General features: G+C 71.7%; 15 protein-coding genes. 12 read left to right on the plus strand and 3 right to left on the minus strand.

The genetic code is table 11. From position 1 onward, the window contains the following. Positions 1-63 precede the first annotated feature (63 nt). From DAI17_RS01080 to DAI17_RS01120, 9 genes are all read left to right on the plus strand, one after another. Positions 64-1,203, plus strand: coding sequence for a sensor histidine kinase (locus tag DAI17_RS01080; RefSeq protein WP_107771054.1), 1,140 nt, complete (start codon positions 64-66; stop codon positions 1,201-1,203). Then, entirely contained in the window at positions 1,200-1,859 is a 660-nt protein-coding gene (locus DAI17_RS01085; protein WP_107771055.1) for a response regulator, read from the plus strand. Before DAI17_RS01080 ends, DAI17_RS01085 begins: the two co-directional genes overlap by 4 nt. 25 nt (positions 1,860-1,884) lie before the next feature. Then, the gene (locus DAI17_RS01090; protein ID WP_107771056.1) at positions 1,885-4,542 is read left to right on the plus strand and encodes a LuxR C-terminal-related transcriptional regulator; all 2,658 of its coding nucleotides are present in this window, start codon (positions 1,885-1,887) and stop codon (positions 4,540-4,542) included. A gap of 210 nt (positions 4,543-4,752) precedes the next feature. Next, the gene (locus tag DAI17_RS01095) at positions 4,753-5,256 is read left to right on the plus strand and encodes a SigE family RNA polymerase sigma factor (RefSeq protein WP_107771702.1); all 504 of its coding nucleotides are present in this window, start codon (positions 4,753-4,755) and stop codon (positions 5,254-5,256) included. Beyond that, a complete protein-coding gene (locus DAI17_RS01100; protein WP_107771057.1) occupies positions 5,253-6,575 on the plus strand; it encodes a PD40 domain-containing protein in 1,323 nt (440 codons plus the stop codon). The genes DAI17_RS01095 and DAI17_RS01100 overlap by 4 nt, the downstream gene beginning before the upstream one ends. A gap of 178 nt (positions 6,576-6,753) precedes the next feature. Then, positions 6,754-7,440 (plus strand): hypothetical protein, encoded by a 687-nt coding sequence (locus tag DAI17_RS01105; RefSeq protein ID WP_107771058.1) that lies wholly within the window; start codon positions 6,754-6,756, stop codon positions 7,438-7,440. 10 nt (positions 7,441-7,450) lie between these two features. Beyond that, positions 7,451-8,113: a DUF2306 domain-containing protein gene (locus DAI17_RS01110; RefSeq protein ID WP_107771059.1), complete on the plus strand. Its 663-nt coding sequence runs from the start codon at positions 7,451-7,453 to the stop codon at positions 8,111-8,113. After that, the gene (locus DAI17_RS01115; protein ID WP_107771060.1) at positions 8,110-8,355 is read left to right on the plus strand and encodes a hypothetical protein; all 246 of its coding nucleotides are present in this window, start codon (positions 8,110-8,112) and stop codon (positions 8,353-8,355) included. Before DAI17_RS01110 ends, DAI17_RS01115 begins: the two co-directional genes overlap by 4 nt. After that, positions 8,339-8,758: a hypothetical protein gene (locus tag DAI17_RS01120; RefSeq protein ID WP_159081277.1), complete on the plus strand. Its 420-nt coding sequence runs from the start codon at positions 8,339-8,341 to the stop codon at positions 8,756-8,758. The genes DAI17_RS01115 and DAI17_RS01120 overlap by 17 nt, the downstream gene beginning before the upstream one ends. Positions 8,759-8,771: 13 nt before the next feature. Here DAI17_RS01120 and DAI17_RS01125 read toward each other — a convergent pair whose 3' ends face one another. After that, positions 8,772-9,434: an endonuclease/exonuclease/phosphatase family protein gene (locus DAI17_RS01125; protein WP_159081278.1), complete on the minus strand. Its 663-nt coding sequence runs from the start codon at positions 9,432-9,434 to the stop codon at positions 8,772-8,774. Between the two features lie 71 nt (positions 9,435-9,505). On the opposite strand from DAI17_RS01125, the gene DAI17_RS01130 reads away from it, so the two are divergent. Next, positions 9,506-10,312, plus strand: coding sequence for a nuclease-related domain-containing protein (locus DAI17_RS01130; protein ID WP_107771063.1), 807 nt, complete (start codon positions 9,506-9,508; stop codon positions 10,310-10,312). Positions 10,313-10,390: 78 nt separating this feature from the next. Here the strand turns inward: DAI17_RS01130 and DAI17_RS01135 are convergent, their stop codons facing one another. Both DAI17_RS01135 and DAI17_RS01140 read right to left on the minus strand, forming a co-directional pair. After that, entirely contained in the window at positions 10,391-10,930 is a 540-nt protein-coding gene (locus DAI17_RS01135) for a hypothetical protein (protein WP_107771064.1), read from the minus strand. A gap of 32 nt (positions 10,931-10,962) precedes the next feature. Beyond that, positions 10,963-11,511, minus strand: coding sequence for a Uma2 family endonuclease (locus DAI17_RS01140; protein ID WP_107771703.1), 549 nt, complete (start codon positions 11,509-11,511; stop codon positions 10,963-10,965). A 146-nt stretch (positions 11,512-11,657) separates the two neighbouring features. Here DAI17_RS01140 and DAI17_RS01145 point away from each other — a divergent pair, with 146 nt between their 5' ends. Together DAI17_RS01145 and DAI17_RS01150 are read left to right on the plus strand one after the other, a co-directional pair. Next, complete coding sequence (locus DAI17_RS01145) at positions 11,658-12,974, plus strand: TY-Chap domain-containing protein (RefSeq protein ID WP_107771065.1); 1,317 nt, start codon at positions 11,658-11,660, stop codon at positions 12,972-12,974. 49 nt (positions 12,975-13,023) lie between these two features. Beyond that, complete coding sequence (locus DAI17_RS01150) at positions 13,024-14,688, plus strand: nuclease-related domain-containing DEAD/DEAH box helicase (RefSeq protein WP_107771066.1); 1,665 nt, start codon at positions 13,024-13,026, stop codon at positions 14,686-14,688. Positions 14,689-14,724 lie beyond the last annotated feature (36 nt).

A 14,724-nucleotide genomic window follows, 5' to 3' on the forward strand; every position in this document is an offset into this window, starting at 1 on the left:
CATGGTCCTGGTCTCGTTCTTTCGGCGGGTACGCCGAGGCCCGCCTGTCCCTAGGCTGGGGCCGTGGTCACCGTCCGGCGCTCCCTCTGGGACGAGCCGCGGCCTGCCGACGCCCCACCCGTCGGTCGACCCGACCGGCTGCTGGTGGGCGTGTTCGCGGCCGCCGCCGTGGTCGAGGGCATCGTTCGACCGGACCTGGCCTGGCGACCCCTGGTGACGGTGCTCGCCCTGACGCTGGTGCCTGCCCTGCTCTGGCGGCGGGACCGCCCCCTGGTGGCCGCCTTGATCGGGTGGGGTGTCGCCGGGCTGCTCGCGGTCCTCCAGCTGACCGTGCACAGCGGCGACCTCGGCCTGTGGTCCATGATGGCCGTCCTGGTCCTGCTCTACTCCCTGGTGCGGTGGGGCTCGGGACGGGAGATCGTCGCAGGGCTTGCGTTCGTGACGGTCGTCGTCGCGCTGGGGATGTACGCCGCCTCCGCGGGCTGGTCCGACGTCTTCGGCGGGACCGTGCTCCTGCTGCTGGTCGTCGCCCTCGCGGCGGTGTTCCGCTACCGCGCGGACCTCTGGCACCGCCAGCAGCGCGAGATCCGCAACCAGGAGCGGGTGGCGCTGGCGCGCGAGCTGCACGACACCGTGGCCCACCACGTCTCCGCCATCGCGGTGCAGGCGCAGGCCGGCGGCGTGGTCGCCCGCACCCAGCCCGAGAAGGCGGTGGAGGTCCTGGCCGCGATCGAGTCCGAGGCGTCGCGAACCCTGGCGGAGATGAGGTCCATGGTGCGGGTGCTGCGCGAGGACGACGCGGCCGCCTACGCACCGCAGCCGGGCGTCGCGGACCTGTCCGCACTGGCGCGCTCCGACGCGACGCCCACCGTCGAGGTCTCGCTGGACGGCTCGTCGGCCCCGCTGCCACCCGCCGTGGACGCCGCGCTCTACCGGCTCGCGCAGGAGTCGCTGACCAACGCCGTCCGGCACGCCCGGAGCGCGACCCGCGTCGGGATCGACGTACGCCGGGAGGGCGGCGCCGTCCGGCTGCGGGTCAGCGACGACGGGCGGACCGACCCGGGATCGGCCCCGGAGCCCGGGTTCGGCCTACTGGGCATGGCCGAGCGCGCCCAGCTCCTCGGCGGATCGTTCTCCGCGGGGCCGGGGCCCGAGGGTGGCTGGGTGGTCGAGGCCGTGCTGCCCGTGCAGGCGCCGGCATGACCATCCGGGTCGTCGTGGCCGACGACCAGGACCTGGTCCGGACCGGGCTGGTCATGATCCTCGGCGCGCACCCCGACGTCGAGGTCGTGGGGGAGGCAGCGGACGGGCTCGCCGCGCTCGACCTGGCGACCCGGCTGCGCCCCGACGTCCTCCTCGTCGACATCCGGATGCCCGGGCTCGACGGCGTCGAGGTGACGCGGCGCCTGGCCGGGCCGGACGTGACGGACCCGATGGCGGTCGTCGTGATCACCACCTTCGACCTCGACGAGTACGTCCTCGGCGCCCTCCGCGCCGGCGCACGCGGCTTCCTGCTGAAGGACGCCGGGCCGGAGCTCCTGGTGCAGGCCATCCACGCGGCGGCCGACGGGGACGCGCTGATCGCCCCCAACGTCACGCGCCGGCTGCTGGCGGCCTTCGCCGACCAGGCGCCGGTGGTGCCCGTCCAGCCCCTCGTCCCGCTCACCGGGCGCGAGGAGGAGGTGCTCGCGCTGGTGGCCCGGGGCCGGACCAACGCCGAGATCGCCACCGAGCTCTTCGTCGGCCTGAGCACGGTCAAGACCCACGTCGCATCGCTGATGACCAAGCTCGGCGCCCGCAACCGCGTCGAGGTCGCGATGTGGGCACACGACACCAGACGGGTGAGAGCCGACCAGTAGGCCGAGACCGCTCTACGCTGACGCCATGGCGGTGCTGGGCACGAAGCTGCGCGTCCCGCGGTCGCGTCGCTCGCTCGTCGTACGGGATCGTCTGACCGACAGGCTCCGGTCGGGGTCGGTGCCGCGACTCGTGCTCGTCGCCGCGCCGGCGGGGTTCGGCAAGACGACGCTGCTGACGCAGTGGCTCGCCGTTGCCGATGCCCGGGTCGCGTGGCTGTCGCTGGACGCCGGGGACGCCGACCTCCGGGCGTTCCTCACGCACCTCGTTGCGGCCGTCCAGGTCGGTTCGCCGGAGGTGGGCGCCGAGGCGACGGCCCTGCTGGACGCCGAGGGCGCGGTCCGCGCCGAGGACGTGCTGGTCGGCCTCGTCAACGACCTCGACGCGCTACTCGGTCGGACCGTGATCGCGCTCGACGACTACCACGTCGTGGACAGCCCCGAGGTGCACGAGGCGGTCGCCTTCCTGCTCGACAACCTGCCACCGCAGGTCACGCTGGCGATGACGACACGGGAGGACCCGCCGCTGCCGCTGTCCCGGTTGCGGGCGCGCGGCGAGCTGCTCGAGGTCAGGGCGGCGGACCTGCGGTTCACGCAGGCCGAGGCGACGGCGTTCCTCAACGAGGTGATGGGTCTCGGCCTGTCGCCGCAGCACGTCGCCGCCCTCGAGCGGCGGACCGAGGGGTGGGCGACCGGGCTGCAGCTCGCGGCCCTGTCGGCAGCACGGGCGAGCGACACCGACGGCTTCGTCGAGGAGTTCGCCGGGAGCCACCGCTTCGTCCTCGACTACCTCGTCGAGGAGGTCCTGGAAGGCCAGCCCGACGACGTACGGACCTTCCTGCTCGACACCTCCGTCCTCGACGAGCTGAGCGCGTCGCTGTGCGACACGGTGACCCGGCGCAGTGATTCCCAGCAGCGACTCGAGGCGCTCGAGCGGGCGAACCTCTTCGTGGTCGCGCTCGACGACCAGCGGCAGTGGTGGCGCTACCACCACCTCTTCGCCGAGGCGTTGCGCGCGCGGCTCGTGGCCGAGGACGCCCTGCGCGTCGCGCGGCTGCACCGTGCCGCCGCCGACTGGTACGCCGAGCACGACCGGCTGCCCGACGCCGTGGGCCATGCCCTCGCGGGTGCCGACGACGAGCAGGCCGCCGACCTGGTGGAGCTCGCGGTGCCCGGCATGCGGCAACGCCGTGAGGACCGGACGATGCGCGACTGGCTGCGGGCCCTGCCGGAGGACGTCGTACGACGCCGGCCGCTGCTGTCCACGCACCTGGCCTGGGCGCGGTTGTCCGAGGGCGACCTCGCGGGCATGGACCAGTGGCTCGACGCCGCGGAGGCGGCGCTCGGATCGGAGCCTTCACCTCCCGCGTCGGGGTCGGCCGGGGCGCGGGCGGCTCGCGAGCAGGACCTGGCCACCCTGCCGGCGATGATCGAGGTCTACCGGGCCACGGCGTCCCAGGCCCGCGGCGACGTCGCCGGCACCGTCGCCCACGCGAGCCGCGCGCGGGACCTCGCCGGGCCCGAGGACCACTTCGTGCTCGGGGCGTCGTCCGGCTTCCTCGGGCTGGCGGCCTGGGCGGCGGGTGACCTGCCGACCGAGGTCGACACCTTCGGCGAGGCGCGGCGGCACATCCAGGCGGCGGGCAACGTCGCCGACGGGCTCGGGATGACGGTCGTGCTGGCCAGCATCGCGTTGGCTCGGAGCGGACCCGACGAGGCGCGACGCCTCTACGAGCGGGCCCTCCAGACGGCGGAGGCGACCCCGGGTCCGCCGCTGTCGACGACCGGCGACCTGCACGTCGGGCTCGCAGGCGTGCTGGTCGAGCAGGGCTCGCTGGCGACCGCCGACGCGCACCTCCAGGCAGCGGCGGAGCTCGGTGAGCGCGCCTCGCTGCTCGAGAACCGGCATCGTGCCCCCGTCGCCCGCGCGGCCCTGCTGCGGGCGCGGGGTGACCTCGACGGAGCGGTCGCCATGCTCGACGAGGCGGATCCGCTCTTCCTGCGCGGGTACTACCCCGACGTCCGGCCGATCCCCGCGGCCCGTGCCCGGATCCTCATCACCCGGGGGCGGCTGGCCGACGCCCGCGAGTGGGCGAGCTCGCGTGACGTCAACCTCGGGGAGGGGGAGTACCTCGACGAGTACGACCAGCTGACCCTCGCCCGCCTGCGGGTGGCTGAGATGACCGACCACGACGACGTCGTCGCCCTGACGACGCGCGTCGTGGCGGCGGGGACGGACGGCGGGCGGGACGGCAGCGTCGCCGACGCGCTCGTCGTACGGACGCTGGCGCACCGCGCCCGGGGCGACCTCGACGCGGCGCGGGAGGCGTTGGGGGAGGCTCTGCGGCTCGCCGTGCCGCTCGGGTGGCGGAGGCTGTTCCTCGACGAGGGGGCGGCGATGGTCGAGCTGCTGCTGGATTCTGACGACGAGCTCGCGGCCACGGTGCTGGCGGCGGACTCGCGGGAGGAGCCGGTCGTGAAGCCCGCGTCGAGCGAGGGGCTCAGCGACCGCGAGATCGAGGTGCTCCGGCTGCTCGCGACCGAGCTGACCGGGCCGGAGATCGCGCAGCGGCTCTACGTCTCGCTCAACACGCTGCGCACCCACACCAAGCACATCTTCAGCAAGCTCGACGTCAACACCCGGCGGGCCGCCGTACGTCGCGCGACCGAGCGCGACCTGATCTGACTGGGCGTGTCCTGGCTCCCTGGCCGGGTTGCACCAGACCATCGCGCTCGGCGGAGGAACGACGACGGTCATCGGGGAGGGGCCGGCCCTACGAGGTCTGGGACGTGAAATTCCTCGACGGACGACTTCGCTAGCCGCGGGGGGCGGCTGTCCGATGCAACCGATGTCGCGTCGGTTCCGTTGGACAATGTGACGCAGACGGAGGTTGCCATGGGTGCGACCAAGCAGGACGAAGAGTTCGCCGAGTACGTCGCGGCGTCCCGGCCGGCGCTTTGGCGCACGGCGTACCTGTTGTGCGGCAACGTGGCCCTGGCCGACGACCTCGTGCAGAGCGCTCTGCTCAAGCTCTACCTCGCGTGGCCACGGTTGGCACGCGGTGACAGACTCGACGGCTATACGCGCCGGATCATCGTCAATTCGCACATCGACGAGCTACGACGACCGTGGCGGCGGGAGACCGAGTCGCTGGAGGGGCACGAGCCCGTCACGGAGATGACGAACGAGGACCATCGGGCCCTGATCGGGGCGTTGAAGGCCCTTCCGGTGGGGCAGCGCCGGGTCGTCGTGCTGCGTCACTACTGGGGGCTGTCAGTGGCTGAGACAGCATTGGATCTGGGCATCAGTGAGGGCAGCGTCAAGAGTCAGTGCGCGATCGGACTGCACAAGCTCGAGGACGCCTTGACCTCCCACTATCGAAGTGAGGATCGGTCATGAGCGCCTCCGAGGAGACCTGGGCCGCTCGGTTGCACGCCGCCGTCGACGAGCATCCGGGAGCGCTGGCGTTCGACGTGCCGTCCTACGTGGCGGCGGGCCGCAAGCGGGCACGCCGCAACCGCGTCCTCTCGATCATCGCGACGACCGCCGCGGTTGCCGTGATCGTGGCTGGGACCACGCTGGCCACGGGCGTCACGTTCACCGAATCGCCTCAGCCCGCCGCGCCGGGCGTCCCCCACTCGACGGCGCTTGGCGCTGGCACGAACGGATGGGTAGCGGTCGACGCCTGGCAGGGCGGTGGCGAGGTCTACCTCGTCCGGCCGGGCGCGGACGCCCGCCCGCTCGAGGTCGCCGGCTCGGATGGGGCCAGCGAAGCGTGTCCGGCGTGGTCGCCGGATGGCCGGCGGCTGCTGTTCGGCCGGTTGAGCCCTCCGTCAGGTTCGAGGGCCAGCGACGCCGAGCTCGTGATCGTCCCGGTCGACCGGAGCGGCACGGCCGGGACCCCGACCGTGATCGCGCTCCAGGGGTTCGACGTGCTTGAGGGCCACGACCCCCACCCATGCGGAACGTGGGCACCAGACGGTCGGTGGGTCGCCCTGGCCGGCGCCGGCGAGGTGTGGGTGGTCGACACGCAGGCCGGCGCGATTCGCCGTCTGCCAGATCTCCGGCCCAGCGATCTCGAGTGGCGCCCCGGCACCGACGAACTCGCCATCGCAGGCGACATGGGAACCAGTCGGGCGGATCCCACGGTGTCGGCTCCGGTCCGCGTCTACTCGTTGTCGACACGGGAGATTCGCCAGCTCGGCTCGGTCGAGGCCGCACACCTCACCTGGTCGCCGGACGGCGCGACGCTGGCGTACACGGGCGGCGAGACCGACCAAGCGGAGCTCCGGCTGGTCGACGGCGACGGCACCAACGAGCGGCTGCTCCACGCAGATGTGGGCGAGACGCTCCACGGCATCGGGCCGGTATGGTCGCCGACCGGGGATCGGATCGCTTACCAGCGCCTCACCGGCGACGCAGAGCGACACGAAGTCGTCCTCACCGCCGTCGCCGACGGATCCGAGACTGTCATCGACGCACCAGAGGCCGACGGGCGGTTCTGGTACCCGTTCACGGTCTCGTGGTCGCCGGACGGCTCCACGCTGCTGTACGCGGCCTGGACCGAGGATGACGATGCGCTGCCCGGCGGAGTGATCGCCGTTCCGGCTGATGAGCCGAGCGACGTAACGGTGCTCACGGATGCGATCGACCCGGTGCCCAACTACTACAGCCACCAGTGGACACCGATCCAGATGTGGGGCCGGCAATCGGGGTGATCCCGCCGGATCGCCCACGTGCAGGTACGTCAACCCACCTACCGAGCGTCTCGAGGTCGGATCACCACGCGGGTCACATCGCGATGTGATGTGCGGTCACCACCTCTGTTCCTAGCGTCCTGGACATCGCCGGACACCCCGCCCGGTCCCTTCAGTCCAACTCAGCCAGGAGCCGATCATGAACGTCACCAGCAGCGGACTCACCAGGGCCGCCGGCGCCGCCGCCGCGACCGCCGGAGCCATCTTCATCGCCGTCCAGGTCGACCACCCCGCCGGGTCGGCCTTCGACACCCAGACCACCGAGTGGGTCGCGCGCTCGTGCGCCAAGGCCGTGATGGCGGTCCTCGCGCTCGTGGGCATCACCGGCATCTGGCTGCGCCAGCACCGACAGACCGGGCTCCTCGGACTCATCGGGTACGCCGTCTTCGCCATCGGTTACCTGACGATGCTCACCGTCCAGGTCATCGCCGCCACGATCCTCCCCACCCTGCTCGACACCAACGCCGCTTACGTCATGGACGTGGTGCACGCGGCGGAGGGAGGCACCCCCGCCGGCGACATCGGTGCCATGCAGGTCGTCCTCAACGTCAGCGGTGCTGGCTACATCCTCGGCGGGCTGCTGTTCGGCATCGCGCTGTTCCGTGCCGGCGTCCTGGCCCGCTGGGCCTCAGTGCTCCTCGCCGTCAGCACCACCGCCACGGCGGCGCTCGCCGTCCTGCCGGACTCGTTCAACCGACCCCTCGCGGTCCCCGAAGCCGTCGCGCTGATCGGACTCGGTGTCTCCCTGTGGCGCAACCCGAGCGACCCCAGTCACTCCCGTGGGTCCGAGCTCGCCGGCGCGGTCCTCGAGCCCGCCGATCGTTGAGGGTCCGGTCATGAGCACCGTCGCGGCCGGCTGGCGGCTGCCCGTCGCCCTGGTCGTCCTCTGCCTCGTCCCGGTGACATCGGGAACCCTCCGGCTGGTGCAGCTGGCGGGAGGTCCCGAGATCATGCCGGCCGACGACCGGTGGGCCGGCTGGCCGGTGGCGCTGGTGGTGCACATCGTCGGGTCGGCGGTCTTCGCCCTCGTCGGGGCCTTCCAGTTCGTGCCGCGGATCCGTCGGCGGCACCCCGGCTGGCACCGCCGCGCCGGCCGGGTGCTCGCCGTGGCCGGTCTGCTCGTGGCCGGCTCGGCGCTGTGGCTGACGCTCTTGTATGACCCGCAGCCCGGCACCGGGGTCCTGCTCTTCGTCCTCCGCCTGGTCGTCGCTACTGCCATGATCGGCTGCCTCGTGGTCGGGGTCGCCGCCGCCCGACGACGCGACTTCACGACCCACCGGGCCTGGATGATCCGGGCCTACGCGCTCGCGGTGGCCGCCGGCACGCAGGTCTTCACCCAGGGCTTCGGTGAGGCGATCTTCGGCTACGGCGAGGCCCGTGGCGACCTGCTCAAGGCGGCTGGGTGGGTCATCAACATCGCGGTCGCCGAGTGGGCGATCCGACGGCCGGCGCGTCGTCGTACCCCGCGTCCACGCGCCGTCGAGGTCGCGTCGTCATGACCGGCCCGGCGGCGTACGAGATCCGCGTCGAGGGACACCTCGACGACCACTGGTCCGAGCGGCTCGGCGGCCTCGACCTCGTCCGCGGCGCGGACGGCACCACCACCCTGACCGGCCCTCTGGCCGACCAGGCCCAGCTGTACGGCGTGCTTTCGGGGTTGCGCGACATCGGGGCGGCGCTGCTCGGGCTGCGCGTCCTCACCACCACCCGAGAAGGAGAAGTCCATGTCCGTGCTGACTGAGGCGGCGCCCGCCGCTCCTGAGCTGTCCGCGATCCGCCTTCACGCGATGCGTGGCGGCTACCTCGTGATGGGAGTCGGGCTCGTGCTCGTGAAGTGGCCGCTGCTGCCCGACGCGCACGCGATGCCGCTCTACGAAGGCGTCACGCTCAGCCTGCTGACAGCCATCTCGCTGCTCGCGTTCGTTGGGGTCTGGCGTCCCATCCGGATGCTGCCGATCCTGGTCTTCGAGGTGCTGTGGAAGGTGCTGTGGCTCCTTCTTGTCGCGGCGCCAAGGGCGGTCGCCGGGGAGCTGGACGGCGCCTTCGTCGACGTCGCCGTCAACTGCTCGCTCCTCGTCGTCATTGCCGCTGCCGTGCCGTGGGGATACGTCTGGCACACCTACGTACGTCCGGACGGGCGGTGAGACGCTGCTCTTCTCAGGCGTCGAGATCCACGACATAGGCGTCATGGTCGGAGAGGCGCCGGCCACTGCGCTCCGCCGAGACCCTCGACGCGGCGGCGCGACGACCGACCGGTACGGCGACGTGGTCGATGCTGAGCAGGCCGTCGATCGCGTGCGGCAGGTCTGCCGTCGGAGCTTCGAGCCCGAACGATTTGAGCGCACCGAGCACGGCCCGGCGGCCGGAGTGGGAACCGGCGTGCTCCGGTCCTGTCAGCGCGTGGTTCCAGTCCCCGCCCCAGACCAGGGGTTGCGTTTGCCCGAGGTTCGAGGCGAGCTCACTGATCGCGCTCTCGGTCCTGGCCGCGTGGTCCTTGCCGATCCAGGGTGGCTTCGCCCCACATGACCGCCACGGCAGCACGGAGCTGACGTAGGTCGTGGTCCCGATGCGTACGGCCGCGCTCGCCGGGTGCGGGTCCGGAAGAGGACTCATCGCCTCGCGGCTGAGGACCGCCGCCCAGTGACGGCGGTCTGCCATCGGCGTTTGCGATGGGTGGAGCGAGTAGCCACCCAGCGTCGTGCGCTCGTTCACCTCGGTCAGCAGCCAGACGTCGCAGGCTGTGTCCTCGAGCAAGGCGGCGTGGTCGTCGGACCAGCGACCGGCGAAGTTCCAGGTTCCGATGCGCACGACGCGCATCATCGCGGCCGCGTGCTCGATTCGGCCGCGCGCAGCGCCGTCGTTGTCTAACCTCACGGCCGGGGGTGAGCCACATGGCAGCGGGGGAGTCGGCGTACGACGTCGCGCGACGGCAGCGGGAGAAGGCCGCTCGGTTGGAGCGGTCGGCGGAGCTGTGGGAGCGCGGTGCCCAGGGCGAGGTCGAGGTCGCGCGTGCGCTCGAGTCCCTGCCCGAGGGCTGGGTCGTGCTGCACGACCTTGCCTGGCCGGGACGGCCGCGGGCCAACCTCGACCACGTCGTCATCGGGCCTGGTGGGGTGTTCGTGGTGGACGCCAAGAACTGGTCGGGGCGGGTCGAGGTGCGCGACCAGGTGCTCCTGCAGGACGGCCGGCGCCGCGAGCCGACCGTCGCGTCCGCCGCCGAAGCCGCGATCGCGGTGCAGGCACTGCTGCCGGTGCCGAACCTCTGCATGGGTGTCCTGTGCTTCGTGCGTGACGAGCCACTGACCGGTTGGGCCCGCGACGTGATGGTCTGCTCGACCGCCAACCTGGTGGAGATGCTGACGTCACGGCCGCGCGTGCTCGAGGCGGGCGACGTGGAGCGGTGCGTCGAGGCCGTACGCCGTGCCACTCGACGTACCAGCGCTCCGCACCGCCGGTCGTCGTTACCCGCTGGCTCCGGGTCGGCCGCCCGCACGCCCCGGAGGAAAGGCCGACGGCTCATCACGACCGTGCTCGCTGGCGTGCTGTTCTTTGGGGCACTGACCGGCGGCGGACTCGAGAAGGCCAGTGACTGGGTGGGTGAGCAGATGGCGGAGCAGATGACCCCCGCCGACCCGGATCTCGTCGAGAAGCCCGCGCCACGGAAGAAGAAGCGGCAGCAGCAGCGCCAGAACGGCTGAGACAGTTCACACGAGTGGCCTGCTCAGGAGCACGCACCGTCAAGTCGAGCGGCGACGCCCTTCCCGGGGGTGGGATCGTCAATGCCGGGATGCAAGCGCGTCCAGGCGGTCGGGTGCGAGGCCCAGCGAGTTGCGCACCCTGCGCCGCGCAGTGAGCAGCAGGTCGTCGATGCCGTCCTCGGACGGATCCTCGTGGGTGAAGGCGATGTTGAACCAGCGCAGGGCGAGGCGGGGTTGGTCGTGGATCTCGTAGGCCTCCCCGACGAGGTGGCAGGTCGACGGGCTCACCCCGTCGCGGCGGGCGAGCTGTCGGAGCTCGGCGTCGCAGGCGCGGGCCGCATCCTCGTCGCCCTCGTCCAACGCCAGTGACAACAGGTTGGCGGTGGGCTCCGAACGAGTCTCACCACCGTCCTCCTGTGCGGCGTGGAAGCAGCGACGGGCCTCGTCGTACCGCCCGCGCATCTGCCAGTGCTCGCCAGCCGCGATGAGCAGTGAGGCACGGCCGTACTCGCCCGGATCGAGGTCACCTGCCTCTCGCTCGAACCACGCAGGTTTGTCCTCGACTGGAACGCGTTCCTCGATCGCGGTGAGCAGGGCGAACAGCTCGTCGTCGTTCATGGGAGAACAATCGCATCCAAAGCAGGGCGCGCTCAGCGCACGAGGTCGTCGGGCACCAGCGTCACTGTGGCGGGAAGCGTCGCCAGGAACTCCTCGTTCCCCACCGCGACGGCGACCTCGACGTACGTCCGGTCGCGCAGCTCCCACGCACGCAGGGAAGGCTCGTCCGGGTCGATCACCCAGTACGACGGGCAGCCGGCAGCTTCGTATCGGCCGTGCTTCAGGCTCAGGTCGACCAAACGAGTTGACGGTGACAGCACCTCGACGGCCAGCAGCGGAGCGGTGGGAAGGTACAGCTCGGTGAGGTCAGCGCGGCGACACACGAGGACGTCCGGCTGGAGCACCGTGTCGTCGGCTAGCCGCACGTCGTACGGCGCGGCGAGGGCCTCCAGGTCCTCTGAGAGTGCTTCGAGCAGCGCCTTGAGCAGGCGGGCGACCGCGCGCTGGTGCCGCGTTGATGGGGCGGGCGTCACGATGAGGGTCCCGTCGACCAGCTCGTAGCGATGCCCGTCGTCGGGCACCCCGGCGAGGTCATCCGCGGTCAGCGGCCGGCTCTGCGGCAGGACGGTCACGCTGCCCATGGTGCCACCGCGGCTGTGCGCCACTTGATCCGAAGGCAGCTCTGTCGAGTCGTGCTGTGGGCTAGACCATCCGCCAGGCGGTGTCGGTGGTCGTCCCTAGGGTCGGTCACGACGGGTCGCGGGGGCGTCCCGGATCGGGGGTCGAGATGAGTGGAGAGCTGGAGCGTCGCTGGGACGACGCGGTGGAGACGGCCTGGCGCGAGTTCCGTCAGCGCCTTGCTGATCGGCTGGCAAGCCTCGAGGACGACGAGCATGTCGTCGTCGAGCTCGCCGTCGAGAGGGAGGGCGGCGCGGCGCCGTACTGCCAGGCTCTTGCCGGGCAGGGGTGGTTGCGGGTGGAGGCGGTCAGCAACGTCTATCTCGCTGACGAGCTCGCGCTGGACGTGTCCCAGGACGGGATGCTCAAGCACCTCGGCTTCGCCGAGCCCGAGGCCGCGGAGCTGCCCGGTGCCACCAACTACTGGACTGACCTGGAGCAGCGCGAGGCCGACCGTGCCGCAGTGATGATGGTCCGCGCGCTGCGCGAGGTGTACGCCGTCGTGCACCCGACCTACCTGGTCAGTGCCGGACTGTCGGACGAGCAGCGGGTCGAGGCCTCGCGCGGCATCGTCCCGCCCATGCCACGGCGCGGCGAGCCCGACCCGGACGAGCCGATGAGCCCGCAGTCGCCGGACCAGGTCCGCGAAGCAGTCGAGCTCGCAGTGGGCGGCCTCTACGACGAGCTGCCGGCGTGGGACGAGGACGGCGACCTGCCGCTCGACACCAAGCGGGGCGTCGTCTGGGTGACCGTCGGATCTCAGACGCCGCGAGTCCTGCTTCACGCACCACTGGTCAGCGACGTGGTCGACGAGGAGCGCGCACTCCTCGAGGTCAACCTCCTCAACCGGCGCGAGTTCGGACTCACGTTCTCGGTGCAGGATGGCCACATCCGGGTCACGAGGGAGCTCGACGTGCGGGTCGTCGTGCCCGCCCAGCTCGGGATGGAGATGGAGCGCCTGGTCACCCAGGTCGACGTGTGGGCCAGCGACCTCGTCGATCGCGTCGGCGGTCGGTGCATGAACGACCAGACGACGCGCCAGCCCGCTGGTCTGCCGGCGTCCCGGCCCACGGACGGCCGCTTCGCCACGGCCTACGGCGTCATGGTGGAGCTCGAGCGCGCACAGCGTGGCTCGGTGGGGCCGGCCACGATGGCGCGGATCTTCGAGAACGACACCGGCCTGCTGCTCAAGGCGGTGCGCATCAACGAGCAGCGGCGCCGTGAGATGCGCAGCAAGGTCCGGGAGGCCCGCGACCAGGGCCGTAGCAAGGCCGAGCAGGTGGCACGAGCCCGCCAGGAGTACCTCCGCGAGCTGACGGCGCGGATGCGGGCGGCGCTGCGGCTGCTCGTCGACGCACCGGTCCGCAAGGTCCAGCTCGACCAGCTGGCGCTCTTCGACGAGGACGAAGCGGGCTCGGGTCGGTGATCTCCCGGTTCGGTCCACGGCGGCGGACCCGCGGTGCGAGGGTGGTCGCATGCCTCGCCTGATTCCCGAGTCCCCGACGTTCCAGACCACCTCGGAGCGCGAGGTCTGGGAGCACCTGCGCGAGGCGCTCGGTCCGGACGACGTGTTGATCGCCAACCTCCGGCTCACGGACGCCGAGAAGGACGTCGAGGCCGACCTCGTCGTGCTCATGCCCGACGTGGGGATCCTCGTCCTCGAGGTCAAGGGCGGCAGCGTGCACGTCGAGCCTGACGACGCCGACGGCCACGCGTGGTGGATCGCGAGCAAGGGCGTGCACCGCCGGATCCGTCCGGTCGACCAGGTCCGCACCGCCAAGCACGCCCTCAAGCGGTACGTCGAGCAGCACCCCCACGGCGGGGCGGCCCGGCGCGTCGGCTGGGGGCACGGGCTCGTCACCCGCTTCTCCACGTTCGCCGCCGACTTCACCGTCCCCGAGCTGCCGCGCTGGGCCCTCCACGACAAGGACGACCTCGCCGCGATCGGTGCCCGGGTGCGCGACAACGCGTGGTGGATGCTGCACGGCCAGCGCCCCCCGACGTACGACGACGTGGAGGCGATCGCCGACATCCTCACCGGGCGATTCCCGGCGCCCTACGACGTCAACGCCGAGTCCGACGAGCGAGCCGCCGAGTTCGACCGGCTCACGCTGGAGCAGGCGACGATCCTGCGGGTCACCCGCCTGCTCCCGCGGGTCGAGGTGCGTGGCGGCGCCGGGAGTGGCAAGACCGTGCTGGCCCTCCAGCAGGCCAAGGAGCTCACCCGCGGCGGTCAGGGACGGCCGGCGCAACGCGTCGCCTTGCTCTGCTACTCCATCGGCCTCGCCGAGCACCTCAAGCGACAGGTCGCCACCTGGGACCGCCGTCACCGGCCGGCGTTCGTCGGGACGTTCCATGCCTTCGGCCAGCAGTGGGGAGCAGCCGACGGGGACCGGTCCGACAGCGAGTTCTGGGAGGAACGGCTGCCCGCCGAGATGGCCGAGCTCGCCGTCGCGTTGCCCGAGGGCAAGAAGTACGACGCCGTCATCGTCGACGAGGCGCAGGACTTCGCTGACTCGTGGTGGACGCCGGTGCTGCGGTCACTACGCGACGAGGAGGAGGGCGGTCTCTTCGTCTACTCCGACGAGAACCAGCGGATCTTCGCCCGCTTCGGCCGTCCGCCGGTGGCACTGGTTCCGCTGGTGCTGGACCACAACCTGCGCAACACCAAGCAGATCCATGAGTCGTTCGGCCCGCTGGCGCCGAGCCGCATGTACTCCCGCGGCGGCGACGGACCAGCCGTCCGATTCGTGGAGGCGACCCTGGACGACGCGATCGCCGTGGCGGACGACGAGGTCGAGAAGCTGCTCGGTGACGGCTGGGACGCGCGGAACATCGCGCTGCTCACTGCCGGTCACCGGCACCCGGTCCAGGTGGAGCGCACCGACTTCCACGACCAGGAGGGTTACTGGGGGACCTACTGGGACGACGACGTCTTCTACGGACACGTCCTCGGGTGCAAGGGACTCGAACGTCGCGCCGTCGTGCTCTGCCTCAACGAGGACGGGTCGCGCGACCGCGCACGAGAGCGCCTGTACGTGGGGATGTCGCGGGCCACGGACGTGCTCGTGGTCGTCGGGGATCCCGACACCGTACGGCGGGTCGGCGGAGACGACGTGGCTCGCCGGCTGAGGATCTAGACGACGATGGCAGATGCACCGGTGGCCATGAGTGCT

The organism is Nocardioides sediminis (assembly GCF_003047295.1).
In the GTDB taxonomy this organism is placed as follows: Bacteria; Actinomycetota; Actinomycetes; order Propionibacteriales; family Nocardioidaceae; genus Nocardioides; species Nocardioides sediminis.

What these genes read in the sequence shown, in the direction of transcription:
- DAI17_RS01085 (WP_107771055.1), top strand. Translation starts at nt 1,200, where the DNA reads ATGACCATCCGGGTCGTCGTGGCCGACGACCAGGACCTGGTCCGGACC.
- DAI17_RS01090 (WP_107771056.1), top strand. Translation starts at nt 1,885, where the DNA reads ATGGCGGTGCTGGGCACGAAGCTGCGCGTCCCGCGGTCGCGTCGCTCG.
- DAI17_RS01095 (WP_107771702.1), top strand. Translation starts at nt 4,753, where the DNA reads ATGGGTGCGACCAAGCAGGACGAAGAGTTCGCCGAGTACGTCGCGGCG.
- DAI17_RS01100 (WP_107771057.1), top strand. Translation starts at nt 5,253, where the DNA reads ATGAGCGCCTCCGAGGAGACCTGGGCCGCTCGGTTGCACGCCGCCGTC.
- DAI17_RS01105 (WP_107771058.1), top strand. Translation starts at nt 6,754, where the DNA reads ATGAACGTCACCAGCAGCGGACTCACCAGGGCCGCCGGCGCCGCCGCC.
- DAI17_RS01110 (WP_107771059.1), top strand. Translation starts at nt 7,451, where the DNA reads ATGAGCACCGTCGCGGCCGGCTGGCGGCTGCCCGTCGCCCTGGTCGTC.
- DAI17_RS01115 (WP_107771060.1), top strand. Translation starts at nt 8,110, where the DNA reads ATGACCGGCCCGGCGGCGTACGAGATCCGCGTCGAGGGACACCTCGAC.
- DAI17_RS01120 (WP_159081277.1), top strand. Translation starts at nt 8,339, where the DNA reads ATGTCCGTGCTGACTGAGGCGGCGCCCGCCGCTCCTGAGCTGTCCGCG.
- DAI17_RS01125 (WP_159081278.1), bottom strand. Translation starts at nt 9,434, where the DNA reads ATGATGCGCGTCGTGCGCATCGGAACCTGGAACTTCGCCGGTCGCTGG.
- DAI17_RS01130 (WP_107771063.1), top strand. Translation starts at nt 9,506, where the DNA reads ATGGCAGCGGGGGAGTCGGCGTACGACGTCGCGCGACGGCAGCGGGAG.
- DAI17_RS01135 (WP_107771064.1), bottom strand. Translation starts at nt 10,930, where the DNA reads ATGAACGACGACGAGCTGTTCGCCCTGCTCACCGCGATCGAGGAACGC.
- DAI17_RS01140 (WP_107771703.1), bottom strand. Translation starts at nt 11,511, where the DNA reads ATGGGCAGCGTGACCGTCCTGCCGCAGAGCCGGCCGCTGACCGCGGAT.
- DAI17_RS01145 (WP_107771065.1), top strand. Translation starts at nt 11,658, where the DNA reads ATGAGTGGAGAGCTGGAGCGTCGCTGGGACGACGCGGTGGAGACGGCC.
- DAI17_RS01150 (WP_107771066.1), top strand. Translation starts at nt 13,024, where the DNA reads ATGCCTCGCCTGATTCCCGAGTCCCCGACGTTCCAGACCACCTCGGAG.